General features: G+C 65.8%; 17 protein-coding genes. 5 read left to right on the forward strand and 12 right to left on the reverse strand.

Features of this window, described 5'->3' with window-relative positions; genetic code table 11:
- Positions 1-6: 6 nt before the first annotated feature.
- The 8 genes from HUT07_RS12245 to grxD all read right to left on the reverse strand — a co-directional run bounded on the left by HUT07_RS12245 (position 7) and on the right by grxD (position 9049).
- Entirely contained in the window at positions 7-540 is a 534-nt protein-coding gene (locus tag HUT07_RS12245; protein WP_176021155.1) for a PilX N-terminal domain-containing pilus assembly protein, read from the reverse strand.
- Positions 541-542: 2 nt separating this feature from the next.
- Positions 543-1694 (reverse strand): PilW family protein, encoded by a 1152-nt coding sequence (locus HUT07_RS12250; protein WP_176021156.1) that lies wholly within the window; start codon positions 1692-1694, stop codon positions 543-545.
- On the reverse strand, positions 1691-2170 hold the full coding sequence (pilV, locus tag HUT07_RS12255) for a type IV pilus modification protein PilV (protein WP_176021157.1): 480 nt from the start codon (positions 2168-2170) through the stop codon (positions 1691-1693). The genes HUT07_RS12250 and pilV overlap by 4 nt, the downstream gene beginning before the upstream one ends.
- On the reverse strand, positions 2167-2697 hold the full coding sequence (locus tag HUT07_RS12260) for a GspH/FimT family pseudopilin (RefSeq protein WP_176021158.1): 531 nt from the start codon (positions 2695-2697) through the stop codon (positions 2167-2169). Before HUT07_RS12260 ends, pilV begins: the two co-directional genes overlap by 4 nt.
- A 173-nt stretch (positions 2698-2870) precedes the next feature.
- Positions 2871-4259, reverse strand: coding sequence for a nucleotide 5'-monophosphate nucleosidase PpnN (ppnN, locus tag HUT07_RS12265; RefSeq protein WP_176021159.1), 1389 nt, complete (start codon positions 4257-4259; stop codon positions 2871-2873).
- A 255-nt stretch (positions 4260-4514) separates the two neighbouring features.
- Complete coding sequence (locus tag HUT07_RS12270) at positions 4515-7709, reverse strand: carboxypeptidase regulatory-like domain-containing protein (RefSeq protein WP_176021160.1); 3195 nt, start codon at positions 7707-7709, stop codon at positions 4515-4517.
- A 225-nt stretch (positions 7710-7934) separates the two neighbouring features.
- Positions 7935-8732 carry an SDR family NAD(P)-dependent oxidoreductase gene (locus HUT07_RS12275; RefSeq protein WP_176021161.1) on the reverse strand — a complete coding sequence of 266 codons (798 nt, stop codon included), beginning with the start codon at positions 8730-8732 and terminating at the stop codon, positions 7935-7937.
- A complete protein-coding gene (gene grxD / locus HUT07_RS12280; RefSeq protein ID WP_176021162.1) occupies positions 8729-9049 on the reverse strand; it encodes a Grx4 family monothiol glutaredoxin in 321 nt (106 codons plus the stop codon). The genes HUT07_RS12275 and grxD overlap by 4 nt, the downstream gene beginning before the upstream one ends.
- Before the next feature lie 119 nt (positions 9050-9168).
- On the opposite strand from grxD, the gene HUT07_RS12285 reads away from it, so the two are divergent.
- On the forward strand, positions 9169-9747 hold the full coding sequence (locus HUT07_RS12285; protein WP_176021163.1) for a Fe-Mn family superoxide dismutase: 579 nt from the start codon (positions 9169-9171) through the stop codon (positions 9745-9747).
- Positions 9748-9923: 176 nt separating this feature from the next.
- Here HUT07_RS12285 and HUT07_RS12290 read toward each other — a convergent pair whose 3' ends face one another.
- Positions 9924-11072: a 5-(carboxyamino)imidazole ribonucleotide synthase gene (locus HUT07_RS12290; protein ID WP_176021164.1), complete on the reverse strand. Its 1149-nt coding sequence runs from the start codon at positions 11070-11072 to the stop codon at positions 9924-9926.
- Positions 11069-11572 carry a 5-(carboxyamino)imidazole ribonucleotide mutase gene (gene purE, locus HUT07_RS12295; protein ID WP_176021165.1) on the reverse strand — a complete coding sequence of 168 codons (504 nt, stop codon included), beginning with the start codon at positions 11570-11572 and terminating at the stop codon, positions 11069-11071. The genes HUT07_RS12290 and purE overlap by 4 nt, the downstream gene beginning before the upstream one ends.
- Before the next feature lie 58 nt (positions 11573-11630).
- Here purE and HUT07_RS12300 point away from each other — a divergent pair, with 58 nt between their 5' ends.
- From HUT07_RS12300 to HUT07_RS12315, 4 genes are all read left to right on the forward strand, one after another.
- Positions 11631-11900, forward strand: a complete 270-nt coding sequence (locus tag HUT07_RS12300; RefSeq protein ID WP_176021166.1) for a Trm112 family protein — start codon at positions 11631-11633, stop codon at positions 11898-11900.
- Positions 11897-12748 (forward strand): carboxylating nicotinate-nucleotide diphosphorylase, encoded by an 852-nt coding sequence (nadC, locus tag HUT07_RS12305; RefSeq protein ID WP_176021167.1) that lies wholly within the window; start codon positions 11897-11899, stop codon positions 12746-12748. The genes HUT07_RS12300 and nadC overlap by 4 nt, the downstream gene beginning before the upstream one ends.
- A gap of 225 nt (positions 12749-12973) precedes the next feature.
- A complete protein-coding gene (locus HUT07_RS12310; RefSeq protein WP_176021168.1) occupies positions 12974-13933 on the forward strand; it encodes a DUF2272 domain-containing protein in 960 nt (319 codons plus the stop codon).
- A 69-nt stretch (positions 13934-14002) separates the two neighbouring features.
- Positions 14003-14353: a DUF3301 domain-containing protein gene (locus tag HUT07_RS12315; protein WP_176021169.1), complete on the forward strand. Its 351-nt coding sequence runs from the start codon at positions 14003-14005 to the stop codon at positions 14351-14353.
- An 83-nt stretch (positions 14354-14436) separates the two neighbouring features.
- Here HUT07_RS12315 and HUT07_RS12320 read toward each other — a convergent pair whose 3' ends face one another.
- Positions 14437-14892: a ClpXP protease specificity-enhancing factor gene (locus HUT07_RS12320; RefSeq protein WP_176021170.1), complete on the reverse strand. Its 456-nt coding sequence runs from the start codon at positions 14890-14892 to the stop codon at positions 14437-14439.
- A gap of 84 nt (positions 14893-14976) precedes the next feature.
- Positions 14977-15612 (reverse strand): glutathione S-transferase N-terminal domain-containing protein, encoded by a 636-nt coding sequence (locus HUT07_RS12325; RefSeq protein WP_176021171.1) that lies wholly within the window; start codon positions 15610-15612, stop codon positions 14977-14979.
- Positions 15613-15732 lie beyond the last annotated feature (120 nt).

Here is a 15732-nt window from a genome sequence, read left to right on the forward strand (position 1 = left end):
GCGTCCTCAGAGCTTGAAAATGGTATCGACCACCGACGACGAGGTCGGATTGGTCGGATCATCGGCGGCGAAGGCCGTGATCTGGTAGGTGCCAGTCGCCTGGTCGTCAGGCTGTCCTTCATCGATGGCATTACCACCGGGGCCACCACACTTGTCGATGCGACGCACGTTGACGCTGGGCACCGACGCAACCGTCTGCTTCTGCGCCCACGCAATCGCATCGAACTGGTCTTCGCAGTCGTAGCTGATCGAACTGGAGCTGATGAGGCTGCCCTTCGGCAGATCCTTGCGGTCCAGGATCGCTTCGGCGGCGCGCTCGGCGTTGCGGACCACCGCCTCGGAATTCTGGAAGGATCGATTGGCGGCGCGATAGTTGGAGGCCATCTTTTCCTGCATGCCTGCCACCTGCATGCCGGCAATGCCGATCAGCGCAAGCAGCAACAGCATGATCAGGGCCACGTACAGCACCACGCCACGCTGCCGCTGCGGCAACTGCGGCGGGCGGCGGCTTGGGCGGCGCACGGTCGGGATAGGGCGCATGGTCAGTTTCCGAACAGTCGGTTGCGCAAGGCGATGCTCACTTCATACGAAGTGCGGTAGCGCCCGTCAGTGACACCGTCCTGGTCGTAGGTCATCCCCAGCACGCCGAGCTTGGCGGCGGCATCCTTCGGTTTGGACGCCGATGCCGAGGATGGGCTGCGGGCGATCAGCCCCACCTGCACCTGGCCAACGCGCCGCCATTGGTTGGCGCCGGCCGCGTTGGCCTGGGTCGTCACCACCGAGGCCGTGTTGAGCGTGGTGATGTTGCCCACCGGTGGCGTCGCCGTGGTGATGTTGGTGGTGGTATCCAGGCCGAACAGCACCTGCATGTTCTCGATGCCTTCCACCAGTTCTTCGTTGATGGCGTAGGCGCCGGCCGAATTGGCCCGCGCACGGCGCAGGCCAGGCCCGCTGGCACCGTTGCCGATGTAGTAGACCAGCGATTCGGCGCGATAGACCATCGTCGGTTCCGGCTGTGGCGCATAGCGCGACAGGTCCACGCCGGTGGCGGTGATGGTGCCGGCGCTGGTTGTGCCGCCGAAGAAGTCCACCGACTCGCAGTTGGCCACGCCGAACAGCGTCGGTGCCGCCACGCCGCCGCCGGTCAGGCGCTGCCAGCGGGTTGCGTCCACGGTCAGTTTCGATCCGGCCACACCGAGTACCGGCACACCTTCCGGCGCGAGGAAACGCAGGACAAGGATGTCGCTGCCCGGCATGGGTGCCGGATTGAGGTTGGCGATTGAGCTGGGCAGACCCGTGGGCACGTTGCCCTTGCCCACCGCCAGCGTTGCCGCCGGGCCGGTACCGGGTGCTTCATAGCCCTGCACCGCCACGCTGAAGTCCAGCGGACTGCCGCTGCCGGTGGTCGCGCCCAGGTTGTAGTGCGGCTCACCCAGCCCCAGCGTCATGTGGGCCTGGTCATTGACGCAACCGGTGTGGCCCGCCATGCGGATGTCGCGCTCGAGGAAGTCGAGTGCGAAGCGACCATTCTCCTGCGCGCGCGCCACGCCCTCCGACAGCCGTGACGCCGCCTGCGAGGCAATGAATATCTGGATGACGCCCAGCATCAGCAACAGGCCGATGACCATGGACACCATCAACTCGATCAGCGACAGCCCTGCCTGCCGGAACCGGGAGGAGTACGGGAGACTCATAGCTGGGTCTCCAGGGCGAAGGTGGTCGGCGTATCCGGGTTCTTGGCGTTCCAGCGCTCATCGGCCCAGGTGATCGCCACGGTGGCCACACCGTTGTTGACGGTGACCGTAGCGGCGGCGTTGTCGCCCAGCGCCTTGACCACCTTGCACTGCCAGGCGGCCACGTTCTGCGCGATGGTGACCGCAGCGACCGGACGGCCGCAGACGCCGGTGGCGCTCTTGCTGCCGGCGGAGAAGGTGGCGGTGGAATACCACGCGGCCTGGTAGCGGTTGCTGCGCATCTGCTCGGTCAGGTCGTACGCCAGGTTGGTCGCCTGGGTGCGGTAGTTGGAGCTCTGCACGTAGCGCACGTTCATGGTCTGCAGCAGGGCGAAGCCCAGCAGGCCGAAGGCCAGCACGACCATCGCGATCAGCACCTCCAGCAGGCTGAAGCCGCCCTGTTGGCGCGGGGCGTGGAATGAGGTGCGATGTTTCATGGGCAGGGTCCCTTGGTGCTGCTGGCCTGGCCGGAGGCGTTGATGGTGATCGTCCTCATCAAGGGGTCCTTGCCGCACTGCACCGGTCGCAACGTGATGGTCTGGTCACCCGCGGCGCGACGTCGGCCGCGGGCATCGAAAGCGATCAGTGCCTGCGGACCCGTCGCGACCATGCCGGGGTTGATCGGGTTGAAGCGCAGCACGGTTTCACCACTGTCGAACTGGCCGTTGCCGGAGCTTGCACTGTTGGTGGAGGCGTCACTGAAAGCCAGCATTCCGGCCGACCAGTTGCCGTCGCAGCTGGTTCCATTGCTGCTGCCACAGACACCACCGCCCTGGTTGTTGCGCACCGCATCGCTTCGCGCCAGGTTGACCAGCCCGATCAGCTCGTTGTGACCTGCGGCAACCCGGTTGGAGCGGATGAGGCCCTGGAAGGCAGGAAAGGCCGTAGTCACCAGGATTGCCAGTACGGCAATGGTGACCACCAACTCGACCAGCGTGAAGCCATTGGACCGGCGCGATGACATTGGACGCTCCCCAGCGTGTTGGTGGCCACGATGGCGCACCGGCCTGCCGCCGGCAAGCGGCGGCAGGATGAACGGTCAGATCCGGGCGACGGGCGTCAAAGCCTTGACGTGCCGCTCTCCCCTGGCCGGCCCGGCGCAGCCCCCGCCGCGCCGCCCAGCCACCCTCGCCTGGCTTACGCCAGCACCTGGTAGCAGGGCTGGTACTCGCCGGAGATCTTCATCCGGCGCTGCTCGACAAAGGCGCGCAGCAGTTCGTCCAGGGCCTGCATCATGTCGGTGTCGCCATGGATCTGGAACGGTCCGAACTCCTCGATGCGGCGCATACCGTCTTCCTTCACGTTGCCGGCGACGATGCCCGAGAACGCCCGGCGCAGGTCAGCCGCCAGCGCATGCGGCGCACGCCCGTGATGCAGGTCCAGTGCAGCCATCGCCTCGTGGGTCGGCACGAACGGCTGCTGGTATTCCCACGGAATCTCGATGGACCAGTTGAAGAAGAACGAATCCTTCTGCGCCAGGCGATGCTCGCGCACGCGCTTGATGCCGGCCGACATCTTCTTGGCCACCGCCACCGGATCGCCGATGACGATTTCGTAGCGCTCTGCCGCAGCGTCGCCCAGGGTCAGGCGGATGAAGCGGTCGATCTGCTCGAAGTACGGCGCGGCAACGGTCGGGCCAGTCAGGATCAGCGGGAACGGCAGATCCTTGTTCTCCTCGCGCAGCAGGATGCCGAGCAGGTACAGGATCTCCTCGGCGGTACCCACGCCCCCGGCGAACACGATGATGCCGTGGCCGATGCGGACGAAGGCCTCAAGGCGCTTCTCGATGTCCGGCATGATCACCAGGTGGTTGACGATCGGATTCGGCGACTCGGCGGCGATGATGCCCGGCTCGGTCAGGCCGATGTAGCGCGTGACCGTGCGGCGCTGCTTGGCATGGGCGATGGTGGCGCCCTTCATGGGCCCCTTCATCGCACCCGGCCCGCAGCCGGTGCAGATGTCCAGGCCGCGCAGGCCCAGCTCGTAACCGACCTGCTTGGTGTACAGGTATTCGTCGCGCGAGATCGAGTGGCCGCCCCAGCAGACCACCAGGTTCGGGTCACCCGGGTTGAGGATGCGCGCGTTGCGCAGCAACCCGAACACCGCGTTGGTGATGCCCTCGGACGACTCCAGCTCGGCCGCGTAGGCCGGGCCCATCTCGATGGCCATGTACGCGAGGTCGCGGACCACCGCGAACAGCAGTTCGGCCACGCCGCGGATGATTTCGCCATCGACGAACGCCATCGCCGGCGCATTGGCCAGGTCGATGCGCACGCCGCGATCCTGCTGCGCCACCTGGATGTCGAAGTCGGGATACAGATCGCGCGCCGCGCGCGGATCATCGGAAGCACTGCCACTGGTCAGCACGGCCAGCGCGCAGCGGCGCAGCAGCTCATGCATGCCACCACCGGAGGCATCGCGCAGGCGCGCAACCTCGGCCCGCGACAGCACATCCAGCCCACCACGCGGGTAGATCCGCGCGTCCTGCACCGGCAGCGTCCGCGCTGCCTTTTCGTTCGTCGTCATATCCACTTTTTCTGCTTCCTTTAAGGTGTCCGACTGTACTGCCGCCCCCTTAAAAAGCAAAACGGCCGGGAAGCCCGACCGTTGGATAGGTGCGTCCCGCGTTCGCCGCTCCGGGACCGCTTCGGCGGCATCTGCGCCGCGCACGTGTCTGGATCCTACGCCGATGCAGGCACCCCCGCAAGGACTTTCGCCTGAACGGGAAACGGCCGGGTTTCCCCGGCCGTTTCCGTGCACAGCTGCTGCTACGTCAGTTCATCAGAACTGGTAGCGGAAGCCCAGCTGCAGCGACCACTGCGAGACACCGACGTCGAAGCCATCGGCGTCGGCGTTGGCCACGGTCGGGGTATCCGCACCGCGGTAGTTGTACACGTACTTGCCCTGGTACATGCCCTGCAGGGTGGCAACGCGGCTGTCGGCGAAGAAGCCGTAGTCGTAGATGTTGCCCCAGTCCTTGTTGATCATGTTGCCGACGTTCTGGATATCCAGCCAGATCTCCGACTTGTGACCCTTCATGAAGCCCGGCAGCTGCTGGCTGATGCGGATGTCGAAGGTGTTGATCCAGCCGCTGCGGAAGCCGTTGGCCGGCGTCGAGCTGCCTGCGTACTTGGCGAGGTCCGGATTGGCGGCCAGCCAGGTGAAGAAGTCCTTCTCCATCTGCGCGTTGGCGGTGAACTGGCCATTGGCAGCCAGGGTACCGAACAGCACGTCGCCCGGGCCCTTCGGCACGTAGAACAGGTCGTTGGCCGAACGGCCGTCGCCATTGGCGTCGTTGGCGTACACGTAGCTGTACGGACGACCGCTGCGGCCTTCGTACACCAGACCGATCTTGGTCTCGTAGTCACCGAAGAACTTGTGCTTCCAGTTCAGCGCGCCCGACAGGCGGTCGCGGATCTGGTAGCGCGAGGTGTTCTCGACCGGGCTGTTGGCGTCGAAGGCGTACTGGTAGTTCCAACCCGAGCTGGCGGTGGAGCTGGTCAGCGAGCCGACTTCGGTGGCATCGGTATAGGTGTAGCCGATGTTCCAGGACCAGTCGCTGGTGTCGCTCCACGGCTTGGACAGCGACGCGGTGAACTGCGAGGTGCGGCCCTTGTCGGTGTTGTTGATCAGGTAGACGTTGTTGTAAGCGGTATTGCGCTGCACGCGCGCGTCACCGTTGGCCCACGCACCGACCTTGTTCTGCGCGTAGTACATGTCACGACCGTCCGGACCCTGGTACTGCACCGGACCCAGATTCAGGTTCTGGTAGAACAGGCCGTCCTTGACCTTGGTGACCAGCAGTTCGGCCGAAGCCACGATGCCGTACCACGGGGTTTCATGGTCAAAGGCCAGGTTGGCCTTGTAGATCGACGGCAGCTTGAAGTCGTTGCCGACGAAGTTGACGTTCTGCTGGGTCGAGCCCGGGCCGGTCGGTACCGGCTGGCTGTCCTTGTCACCGTTGAACTTCAGACCAGCGTTGTAGGCGTTGGAGCGCAGGCTGTAGACGGTGGTGTTGAAGCCGGTCGCCGAGTAGCTGTTGCTCAGCCACACCTGCGGGGAATCACCCTGGAACAGGCCGACGCCGCCGCGCAGCTGGGTCGGGCGCTCGGTGTCGAAGGTGTAGTTGAAGCCGAAGCGCGGCTGCACCAGGAACTTGCTTTCGAAGACCTTGCTGTTGTTGTAGCCGAAGAAGCTCGACGCAGCAGCGTTGTAGGTCGGGTTCGGGCTGGTGTCCGGACGGTCGGCACGCAGGCCCAGGGTCAGGGTCAGGTTGCTGTTGACGTACCAGGTGTCCTGCACGAACAGCGCCAGGTTGCTGTACTTGTAGTCAGCAGCAATCGAACCCGGGGTACGCTCCGGGGCGTAGTCGTAGGTGCTCCAGCGGCCGGCAGCGAAATTGTCCAGACCGTAGAAGGTGTAGGCACCCCACGAGTTGGCACCGTAGTAGTTGTAGATGTCGTTGGTGTCGTACGAAGCACCGAACTTGACGTCGTGGTTACCCAGGGTCAGGGTGCCTGCACCGTAGTAGTTCCACGCCTTGGTCTTCAGGATGTTGTCCTGCGAGTTGACTTCGGTACCGAGGTACAGCGAATCACCCGACGGCGCAGCCGTGGTGCCATCGAAATAGATGCGCACGCTCGGAGCGTTGGTGTTGACCGCACGGATCGCCGAGAACTCGCGGTAGGAGGCCTTGAACTCGGTCGAGAAATTGTCGGTCCAGTCGCTGAACAGCTGGGCGACGTAGCTCTCGTTGGTCTTGTTGTGCTGGTACCAGTACGAGTTCAGCGATGCCGAGCTCGTGGTCATGCCGTTGATGCGCAGCTTGCTCTGGTCGATCTTGCTGTAACGGATGTTGGCACGGTGGTTGTCGCTGATGTTCCAGTCCAGCTTCAGCGCATACTCTTCCATGCTGGTGTCGCCGTTGCTTTCGATGCCACCGGCATCGATGCCGTAGCCCTGCGCGATCTGCTGCGCACGGGTCACGTCAGCCAGGTTGAACTGGCCATTGGCCTTGCCCAGCGGAGTGGTCGACAGGTCGGCACCCGGGGCAGCCTGCTCGAACTTCTCGTAGTTGGCGAAGAAGAACAGCTTGTCCTTGAGGATCGGACCACCCACGGTCATGCCGTAGGTCTTTTCCTTGGTGAAACCATTGAACGGCTGGCCTTCCGGGTTGTCACCGAACCAGTCGCCGTCACGGTAGGTGCCGTACACCGAACCGTGGAATTCATTGGTACCCGACTTGGTCACCGCGTTGACGGTGGCGCCGGCGGCAGCAGCGATGCTGACGTCGTAGTTGGACAGGTTGATGTCCAGCGCTTCGATGGCTTCCATCGCGACCGGCTGGCGGCGGGTCGGCATGTTGTTGCCTTCCAGGCCGAAGGTGTCGCTGGCCGAGACGCCGTCGATGCTGATCGAGTTGAAACGCGGGTTCTGGCCGCCGGCCGAGATCGAGCCCGAAGCACGATCGATGAAGGTCACGCGCGGATCCAGGCGCATCAGATCCTGGATGTTGCCGCCGATGGACGGCGCAACTTCGATCTGCTGCTGGCTGATGTTGGTGCCCGAACCCATCTTGGTGGCGCTGAACACTTCCGAGCCGCCGCCGACAGCGGTGACCTGCACGGTGTCCAGGTTGGTCGCGGCGAGGTCGCCGGCCAGGGTGGCGTTGATGGTGCCGGTCTGGTTCACGCCCAGGTAGACGCCATCTTCGGTCTTGGTGCCTTCACCGGGCTTGGTGATGGTGATCGAGTACGGACCACCCACGCGCAGGCCGCGTGCGTTGTAACGACCCGCCGCATCGGTGGTCGCACGCGAAACGGTGCCCGACTCGGTGTGGGTGATGGTGACTTCAGCACCGGCGACGGGCTGGCCGGCGCGGGACACGACCTGGCCGCCGACACCGGCAGAGGTGCTCTGGGCGAAGGCGGGAGCGGCGGCGAGCGCAGCCACGAGACCAAGGGTGAGCTTGGACATCCGGAATGGGTGAGTCATTGTTCGGTAGCCTCGATGCGAGTTGGCGATGGCGGAAAAAAGCGCATCCGAGCAGCCTTGCGGGCGGCTGTTCGGACATTTATCTGGGGTTCCCTACCGTGAACGGCAGCTGCCGCAACGGTTAACACTAGATTAACACGCTACGCTTTCAATGTGACGGTTGTGCGACAAACGGCACCAGATCGCAACGCTATCGTGACGGGATCTTCATTCCGCCTTACGAACGCCTTCATCTCGCGATGGCGGCCTGCCCGCATCGAGCACCTGCCCCCGCCACGCCTGTCCAGCGGCGGACAACAGGGTTACGGCCGCTGCAGCGGCGGCCTCCGGGCCACGTGCGGCCGGGTCCTGATCGATCGAATAGGCCCGCGCCCGCAGGGCGGTACGCAAGGGGCCGGGGTAGAGACCACTTACCCGCACCGGGCTGCGGGCCAGCTCGTCATGCAGGCTGCCGATCAACCCGCGCAGGCCATGCTGGGCGGCGCCATAGCCGCCCCAATACGCCTGCCCCACCCGCTCAGGGGCATCCACAGTGAACACCAGCGCTGCGTCCTCACGCTGACGCAGCAACGGCAGGCAGGCCTGGGCCAGCCAGGCTGGCGCGGTCAGGGTGACGTGCACGGCGCGGGCGAAACTGGCCGGGTCGGCCAGCTCGAACGGGGTCAAGCCGGGAAAGTGCGCTGCGCAGACCAGCAGGCCATCGAGGCGTCCCAGTTCCTGCGCCACGGCCTGGGCCAGCTCGGCATAGTCGTCAGGACCGGCACCTTCCAGGTCCAACGGATACAACAACGGTTCCGGCCCGACCGCCTGCACCTGGGCATAGACCCGATCCAACCGGCGTGGCTTGCGCCCCAGCAGGACCACGGTCGCCCCCGCTTCCGCGGCTGCAACAGCGGCAGCGCTGCCCAGCCCACCACCGGCACCGGCAACGAGCACCACGCGATCCTGCAACGGGCGGCCATCGAGCGCCCCGTCTGCCGGTGACGTCGATGGCCAGGCGCTCATCCCTGCGCAGCCTCTTCGACGATGCGCTTGAGCTCGCCGGCTTCGAACAGTTCCATGATGATGTCGCAGCCGCCGATCAACTCACCGTTGATGAACAGCTGCGGGAAAGTGGGCAGATTGGAGAAGCGCGGCAGGTTGGCGCGGATCTCCGGCTCTTCGAGCACATTGACCGTGCGCAGCGCAACGGCGCCCGCGGCCATCAAGGCCTGCACGGCACGGCTGGAATAGCCGCACATGGGGTACTGCGGGGTGCCCTTCATGAACAGCACGAGCGGGTAACGATCCACCTCGGCCTGGATTTGCTGCATTACCGCCACACCTCACTCCTTGCTTCGCCGGACAAACCTACCGTGATGGTCGGCTAGACTGCCCACGGTAGCCCCCATTGTAAGCCGATGGTACCGGCTGCCGCCGCCCCCTGGCCACGAACCTGTCCATGCCCGTCGAATTGCCCGCCCTGCCCTACCTGCCCTCGTCCCTGCAGCCGCACCTGTCTGCACAGACCGTAGAACTGCATCACGGCCGCCACCATCGCACCTACGTCGAGGCGGTCAATGCCGCCATCATCGGCACCGAATGGGAAGAAGCCACGCTGGAGGACATCGTCCGCCACGCCCAGGGCGCGCTGTTTGACGACGCCGCCCAAGCCTGGAACCACGGTTTCTACTGGCAATGCCTGCGCCCGCGCGGCGGTGGCGAGCCGCAGGGCCGTCTGGGCGAGCTGGTCAAGCGCCAGTTCGGCGACGGCCAACGCCTTCGCGAAGAGTTCAATCGAACCGCGCTTGGCCTGTTCGGCTCCGGCTGGGTGTGGCTGGTACAGCACCCGGGTGGGCAGCTCGGCCTGCAGGCCACGCGCAATGCCGGCACCCCGCTGACCGGCGAAAGCACGCCGCTGCTGTGCTGCGACATCTGGGAGCACGCGTACTACACCGACTACCAGAATGATCGTGCGCGTTATCTGGAAGCGTTCTGGCAACTGGTGAACTGGGAGTTCGCCGAGAGCCAGCTGCGCTGATACGGACGGGCATCCGCCGGGCATGGCCTGGCGCTACCGGCACCACACCACGTTGTGGTAGATGCCCACCTTGGGCACCGCTCTGGTAGCTGCCCACCTTGGTGGGCATTGCCGGCCAACGGCCGGCACCGCAGGGATCAGCGGCGTCCGCGTGCCGGTGGCCGGCACGCCTTCGCTCAGCCGTTGCGCAGCGCGTGCACCGCTGGAGCTACCTGGGCCTGGCGGTCCAGCTCCAGCCCAACCTGCACCAGCGCATCGGCCAGTGCACCGGCATCATCATCGCGCAGGGTGGCGTGACCGACCTTGCGGCCGTCACGCGACTCCTTGCCATAGTCGTGCCAATGGCCGCTGGCCTGCTGCAGCACCGGCGTCGGGTCAGGCATCGCCCCCAGCCAGTTCAGCATGCAGGCGTGGCCCAGCATGCGGGTACTGCCCAGCGGCAGGCCGAGTACCGCTCGCAGGTGGTTCTCGAACTGCGAGGTTTCGCTGCCTTCGATGGTCCAGTGACCGGAGTTGTGCACACGCGGCGCCATCTCGTTGGCCAGCAGCTCACCGTCGCGGCAGAACAGCTCCAGTGCGAACACACCCACATACTGCAGGTGCTCGGCAACACGGCGGGCATAGCCAATCGCCGCTTCGTGCTCGGCAGCGGACAGCATTGCTGGTGCCACGCTGGCCGACAGCACACCGTCGACATGCCAGTTGCCGGTGACCGGCCAGGCCTGGAAGCTGCCATCGCGGCCGCGCACGGCCACCACGCTGACTTCGCGCTGGAAGGCGACGAAGCCCTCGAGGATCAGGCCGGTGCGCTCAACCTGTGCACCCAGCGCCTGCCATGCCGCGTCGATATCCGCTTCGCTGCGCAGGCGGAACTGGCCCTTGCCGTCGTAACCGAGGCGGCGGGTCTTGAGGATGCACGGCAGGCCGAACTCGGCGGCCTTGGCAGCCAGCTCGTCGCGGCTGCGGATATCGGCGAAGGCCGGCAGCGGAATATCCAACTGCTGGAACAGGGTCTTCTCGCTCAAGCGGTCCTGGGCCACCGCCAGCGCGGACGGCGGCGGATAGACCGGCACGCGCTCGGCCAGCCATTGCGCGCTGTCGGCCGGCACGTTCTCGAAATCGAAGGTGACCACATCGACCTTGGCGGCGAAATCCGCCAGTGCCTGGCGATCATCGAAGGCACCGACGGTAAGCGGCGCCAGCGGGCCGCTGCAGGCGTCGGCCGCCGGATCGTACAGTTCGAAGCGCAGTCCCAGCGGCGCACCAGCCAGGACCATCATGCGGGCGAGCTGGCCGCCGCCGAGGATGCCGACGGTCAGGCTCATTGGCGCGGATCGTCGTGGGCCATCACGTCTTCGGTCTGACGTGCGCGGAAGCTGTCCAGCGCCTGGCCGATGGCCGGCTGGTCGCTGGCCAGCATCGCGGCGGCGAACAGCGCGGCATTGGACGCGCCGGCATTGCCGATGGCGAAGGTGGCGACCGGAATGCCCGCTGGCATCTGCACGATCGACAGCAGCGAATCCATGCCGTTGAGGGCCTTGGACTGCACCGGCACGCCCAGCACCGGCACCGCGGTCTTGGCCGCGATCATGCCCGGCAGATGCGCGGCACCGCCGGCGCCGGCAATGATCGCGCGCAACCCGCGCGGGCCCGCTTCTTCTGCATAGCTGAACAACACGTCCGGAGTACGGTGGGCGGAGACCACCTTCACTTCGAACGGGACACCCAGAGCTTCAAGCTTCTGGGCAGCGTGCTGCATGGTTTCCCAGTCGGAGCGGGAACCCATGACGATGCCGACAAGCGGCGCGATCGGGTTGGGGGTCATTGGCCGTCACCTGCCTTAAAGACGTATTCTAGCCATCTTCCACGCAAGACGAAGAACCATGGATCGCAAGCTGCTCGACCTGCTGGTGTCGCCCGACACCCGCCAGCCCCTGTCCCTGCTGGATGGCAAGGGCCTGGAAGCCCTCAACCGGGCGATCACCGCCGGCACCGTCAACCGTGCCGATGGCAACCCGCTGGCGCAGCCGCTGCGCGAAGCCCTGGTCACCCGCGACCGCAAGCAGGTCTTCCGCGTCGACGACGGCATTCCGGTACTGCTGGCCGAAGAAGCCATCCCGACCGCACAGATCGCCGACTTCCCGGCCGCATGAACGCGCTGCCGACGCCGGATCCAGCGGTCGTCGCGGCTGATGTCGCCCGCGCGTTGGCAGAGGACCTGGGCAGCGGTGACGTCACCGCCGCCCTGCTGCCCGACCAGCCCGACAGCGCCTATCTGCTGTGCAAGCAGGATGCGGTGATCGCGGGCCGTCCGTGGTTCGATGCCACCCACCGCGCGCTTGATCCGGATGTGCGGATCGAATGGCGAGTCACCGAGGGCGACACTGTCAGCGCCGGCACCGTGCTGGCCCTGCTGCATGGGCGCAGCCGCAGCCTGGTCAGCGCCGAGCGCACGTCGTTGAACTTCCTGCAGACACTGTCCGGTACCGCCACCACCACCGCTCGTTACGTAGCTGCGGTGGAAGGCACAGGCACGCGCATCCTCGATACCCGCAAGACCCTGCCCGGCCTGCGCCTGGCGCAGAAGTACGCGGTGCGTTGCGGCGGCGGCGACAACCACCGCTTCGGCCTGTACGACACGGTGATGCTGAAAGAGAACCACATCCGCGCAGCCGGCTCCCTGGCTGCCGCCGTGTCGGCGGCCCGCCAGCAATGGCCACAACTGCCGCTGGTGGTCGAGGTTGAGGACCTGGACCAGTTGCGGCAGGCACTGCAGGCCGGCTGCGAACGCATCCTGCTGGACGACTTCAGCCCTGAACTGCGGCGCGAAGCGGTGCGCATCACCGAAGGCCGCATCCCACTGGAAGTGTCCGGCAGCGTCGGCCTCGGCGGCCTGCGCTCGATCGCCGAAGACGGCGTGGACTGCATTTCCATCGGCGGCCTGACCAAGCACGTGCAGGCCATTGATCTGTCGCTGAAGCTGGGACCGCCGCCGGGTTGATGCCGGGCAGCCCCTGTCGGAACCGCTTCGCTCGCCGGGCATGGCCCGGCGCTACCCGGTAGAGCCGAGCCGACGCTCGGCTGCTTTCCGATACGCGGCAAGGCCCGAGCCGCGCTTCGCGCGATGAGCCGAGCATAGGCGCGGCCGTACACAATCCGGGCGCCTTCACGACTCGGCCACGCCCGCCTCTGCGACGCTGCACCCATCCCCCCACAGGAGCCGCGCATGCGCCGGATGCTCTTGCCCGCCTGCCTGCTGCTGGCCGCGATGCCGCTTTCGGCTGCTGCCGTCGAAGCCTGCGATGTACCCCCGCGCTTCGGCCTGAGCCCCTTGGCGGTTGCCATCCGCAACACGGCATGCAACGAGCACCGCCTCTGGTTCCGACCCTTCATCGACCGTGACGGTCGCGCCGCCAGCCTCAGTGTCACCGAAGCCGAAGGCGATCATCTTGCCGACAACGGTCTGATTGCCTGGCATCGGGTCACCAGCTACTGGCGCGAGAGCGGCACGCTGAATGCCTTGGGCAGCCAGCCCGGCGCCAGCAGCTGCCTGGCACCACTGGGGACGCGCTACACCGACAGCGATTGCCGTGCGTTCCTGATCGACAATCCGTGGTCAGCCGCCTTCATTTCCTGGGTGATGGTGCGTGCCGGTGTACCCGGCTTCAATACGTCCCCACGCCATATCGACTACATCCGCGCCGCCTACCAGGCGGGACCTTCGGGCGTGCCCTATCGCCTGGTGGACCCGGCCACTGCGAAACCGGCACCGGGTGACCTGCTGTGCTTCCTGCGCGACCGCAGCAGCACACTCAGCTACAGCGGATTGGTGCAGGCCCTGGGCAACGGCTCGGTCGGGCACTGGAAGTCGCATTGCGAAGTAGTGGTAGCAGCCAACCTCGGTGGCGACCAGACGCTGTACCTGGTGGGCGGCAACGTCATGAATACAGTGGCGATGCGCCTGTTGCCGCTGGATCGCACCGGCATGATCCAGCTGCCGCCGCCGCGCGAGCGCGATACCACCGGCATCGACCCGACCTGCACACCAGGGCGCGAGGACGAATGCAGCTTCAACCGCCAGGATTGGGCCGCATTGCTGCAGTTGAATGCCACTGCGCCGCGGGTTGCACCGGCCACACCGGCACTGGTACCGCAGCCGGCAACAGAGCCCGGCAGCGATCGCTGAGCACGTGCTGCTTGATCCTGTCGCCCTTCGTCGCCATCTTTGACGGATCGACACCTGACGGCTGAAGCCATGCCCACCCTGCTGTTCCTGCTGATTGCCGGCGGGATCGTCTACTTCTTCTGGAACGCAGCGCGTTCGGCCGCCGAACGTGCCATCGAACTGGGCCGCAATGCCTGCCGTGCCGCCGATGTGCAGTGGCTGGACCAGGCGGTGCATGCCACGGGTCTACGCCTGTCGCGCGGGGAAGATGGCCGGCTCGGTTTCGAGCGCACCTTCAAGTTCGAGTATTCCTACGACGGCATCGATCGCCATGTCGGACGCATGGTGCTGCGCGGCGACCAGCTGATTTCCTTCACCGGCCCGGGCGCGGCGCGGATCAGCCAGATCCGTGCGGACAACGAAGACGCCGAGGATGTGTGAGCAGAAGCATCCACGCATGGCGTGGATCTACTGGACATCACGCCGGTAGATCCACGCCATGCGTGGATGAAAAGCAGCGGAAGTTACTTGACCACGCGCAGGGTCGGACGACCTTTCGGCGGCGGACCGGCAGGCGGCGTATCGTCCGGCGGTGTCTGCTCATCGTCATGCAGCAGCTCGTCACTGGTCGGCGCCGGCTCACCACCGGGAATGTCATCGGGCAGCGCCATGCCCTGCCCGGTCTCGCGGGCATACACCGCCAGCACGGCGCTGATCGGCACCTGCACCGGGTAGCTGGTGCCGGAGAAGCGCGCCGAGAAGCTCACCGACTCGTTGTCGATCACCAGCCGCACCACCGCGCGCTCGGCGATGTTGAGCACCACCCGGCCATCCTTGACGGCCGAAGGCGGAACCTGCACGCCGGGAACGCCGGCGTCGACCAGGATGTGCGGAGTCAGCTGGTTGTCATTGATCCATTCCACCAGTGCCCGCAACAGGTACGGGCGGTGGCTGGTCATGTGGAAGAAGTCTTCGGTCATGCGTGAAGTGTAGCGCCCGACGCCCCTGCCGGGGCGGATCGTCTGCACGCCAGTCGGCGCGCAGACGGGAAAGCGGATGCCGGATCAGCCCGGCAGATCGCGCAGTTTCTTTTCCTGCTCGGTCAGGCTGCGGACGAAACCGGGGTGGCGGAAAATCCGGTTGCCGTAGTCCTCGATCGCCTTGCTGTCCTTCGGCAACGGCACATCCAGCGATTGCAGGCGCCAGATGATGGGCGCCATCGCGCAGTCGGCCAGGCTCATTTCCGGGTTGAGGAAGAATTTGCTGGCCTTGAACAACGGCAGCGAAGCGGTCAACAGTTCCTTCAAACGCTTGCGCCCGGCCTCGGCCTGGGTCTTGTTGCCGAGCTGGATCGCCTGCACCTGCGGCACCCAGTCGTGCTCGATACGCAGCATGGCCAAGCGGATACGCGCGCGCGACAGCGGATCAACCGGCATCAGCGGCGGGTGCGGATAGCGCTCGTCCAGATACTCGCTGACCACCGACGCGGCATACAACACCAGCTCGCGCTCGACCAGGGTTGGCACGGAATGGTACGGATTGAGATCGATCAGATCTTCCGGCGGGTTCTGTGGATCGACCGGAACGAAGTCGAAACTCACGCCCTTGGCCGCCAGCACCAGGCGCACACGATGGCACAGTACATCGTCGTTCGAGGAAAACAGCGTCAGTGTATTGCGCATGCGTACGCTCGCCGCCATCAAAGGCTCTCCTGCGACAGGAGACCGCCTGCCGCATCGGCGCCGCCAGCACCGTGCCGGCGGTCGACTCCTCCCCGAGTGTGCAACCGACCATCACAAAAGCCAATAGGCCCGATGCGA

Source organism: Stenotrophomonas sp. NA06056 (assembly GCF_013364355.1).
Lineage (GTDB): Bacteria > Pseudomonadota > Gammaproteobacteria > Xanthomonadales > Xanthomonadaceae > Stenotrophomonas.

Excerpts from the sequence above, each read along its gene's own strand:
- HUT07_RS12310 (WP_176021168.1), top strand. The coding sequence starts at position 12,974 with ATGCGCCGGATGCTCTTGCCCGCCTGCCTGCTGCTGGCCGCGATGCCG.
- HUT07_RS12290 (WP_176021164.1), bottom strand. The coding sequence starts at position 11,072 with ATGAGCCTGACCGTCGGCATCCTCGGCGGCGGCCAGCTCGCCCGCATG.
- HUT07_RS12325 (WP_176021171.1), bottom strand. The coding sequence starts at position 15,612 with ATGGCGGCGAGCGTACGCATGCGCAATACACTGACGCTGTTTTCCTCG.
- purE (WP_176021165.1), bottom strand. The coding sequence starts at position 11,572 with ATGACCCCCAACCCGATCGCGCCGCTTGTCGGCATCGTCATGGGTTCC.
- nadC (WP_176021167.1), top strand. The coding sequence starts at position 11,897 with ATGAACGCGCTGCCGACGCCGGATCCAGCGGTCGTCGCGGCTGATGTC.
- HUT07_RS12285 (WP_176021163.1), top strand. The coding sequence starts at position 9,169 with ATGCCCGTCGAATTGCCCGCCCTGCCCTACCTGCCCTCGTCCCTGCAG.
- HUT07_RS12250 (WP_176021156.1), bottom strand. The coding sequence starts at position 1,694 with ATGAGTCTCCCGTACTCCTCCCGGTTCCGGCAGGCAGGGCTGTCGCTG.
- HUT07_RS12315 (WP_176021169.1), top strand. The coding sequence starts at position 14,003 with ATGCCCACCCTGCTGTTCCTGCTGATTGCCGGCGGGATCGTCTACTTC.
- HUT07_RS12245 (WP_176021155.1), bottom strand. The coding sequence starts at position 540 with ATGCGCCCTATCCCGACCGTGCGCCGCCCAAGCCGCCGCCCGCCGCAG.
- HUT07_RS12320 (WP_176021170.1), bottom strand. The coding sequence starts at position 14,892 with ATGACCGAAGACTTCTTCCACATGACCAGCCACCGCCCGTACCTGTTG.
- HUT07_RS12300 (WP_176021166.1), top strand. The coding sequence starts at position 11,631 with ATGGATCGCAAGCTGCTCGACCTGCTGGTGTCGCCCGACACCCGCCAG.
- HUT07_RS12260 (WP_176021158.1), bottom strand. The coding sequence starts at position 2,697 with ATGTCATCGCGCCGGTCCAATGGCTTCACGCTGGTCGAGTTGGTGGTC.
- HUT07_RS12275 (WP_176021161.1), bottom strand. The coding sequence starts at position 8,732 with ATGAGCGCCTGGCCATCGACGTCACCGGCAGACGGGGCGCTCGATGGC.
- ppnN (WP_176021159.1), bottom strand. The coding sequence starts at position 4,259 with ATGACGACGAACGAAAAGGCAGCGCGGACGCTGCCGGTGCAGGACGCG.
- pilV (WP_176021157.1), bottom strand. The coding sequence starts at position 2,170 with ATGAAACATCGCACCTCATTCCACGCCCCGCGCCAACAGGGCGGCTTC.
- HUT07_RS12270 (WP_176021160.1), bottom strand. The coding sequence starts at position 7,709 with ATGTCCAAGCTCACCCTTGGTCTCGTGGCTGCGCTCGCCGCCGCTCCC.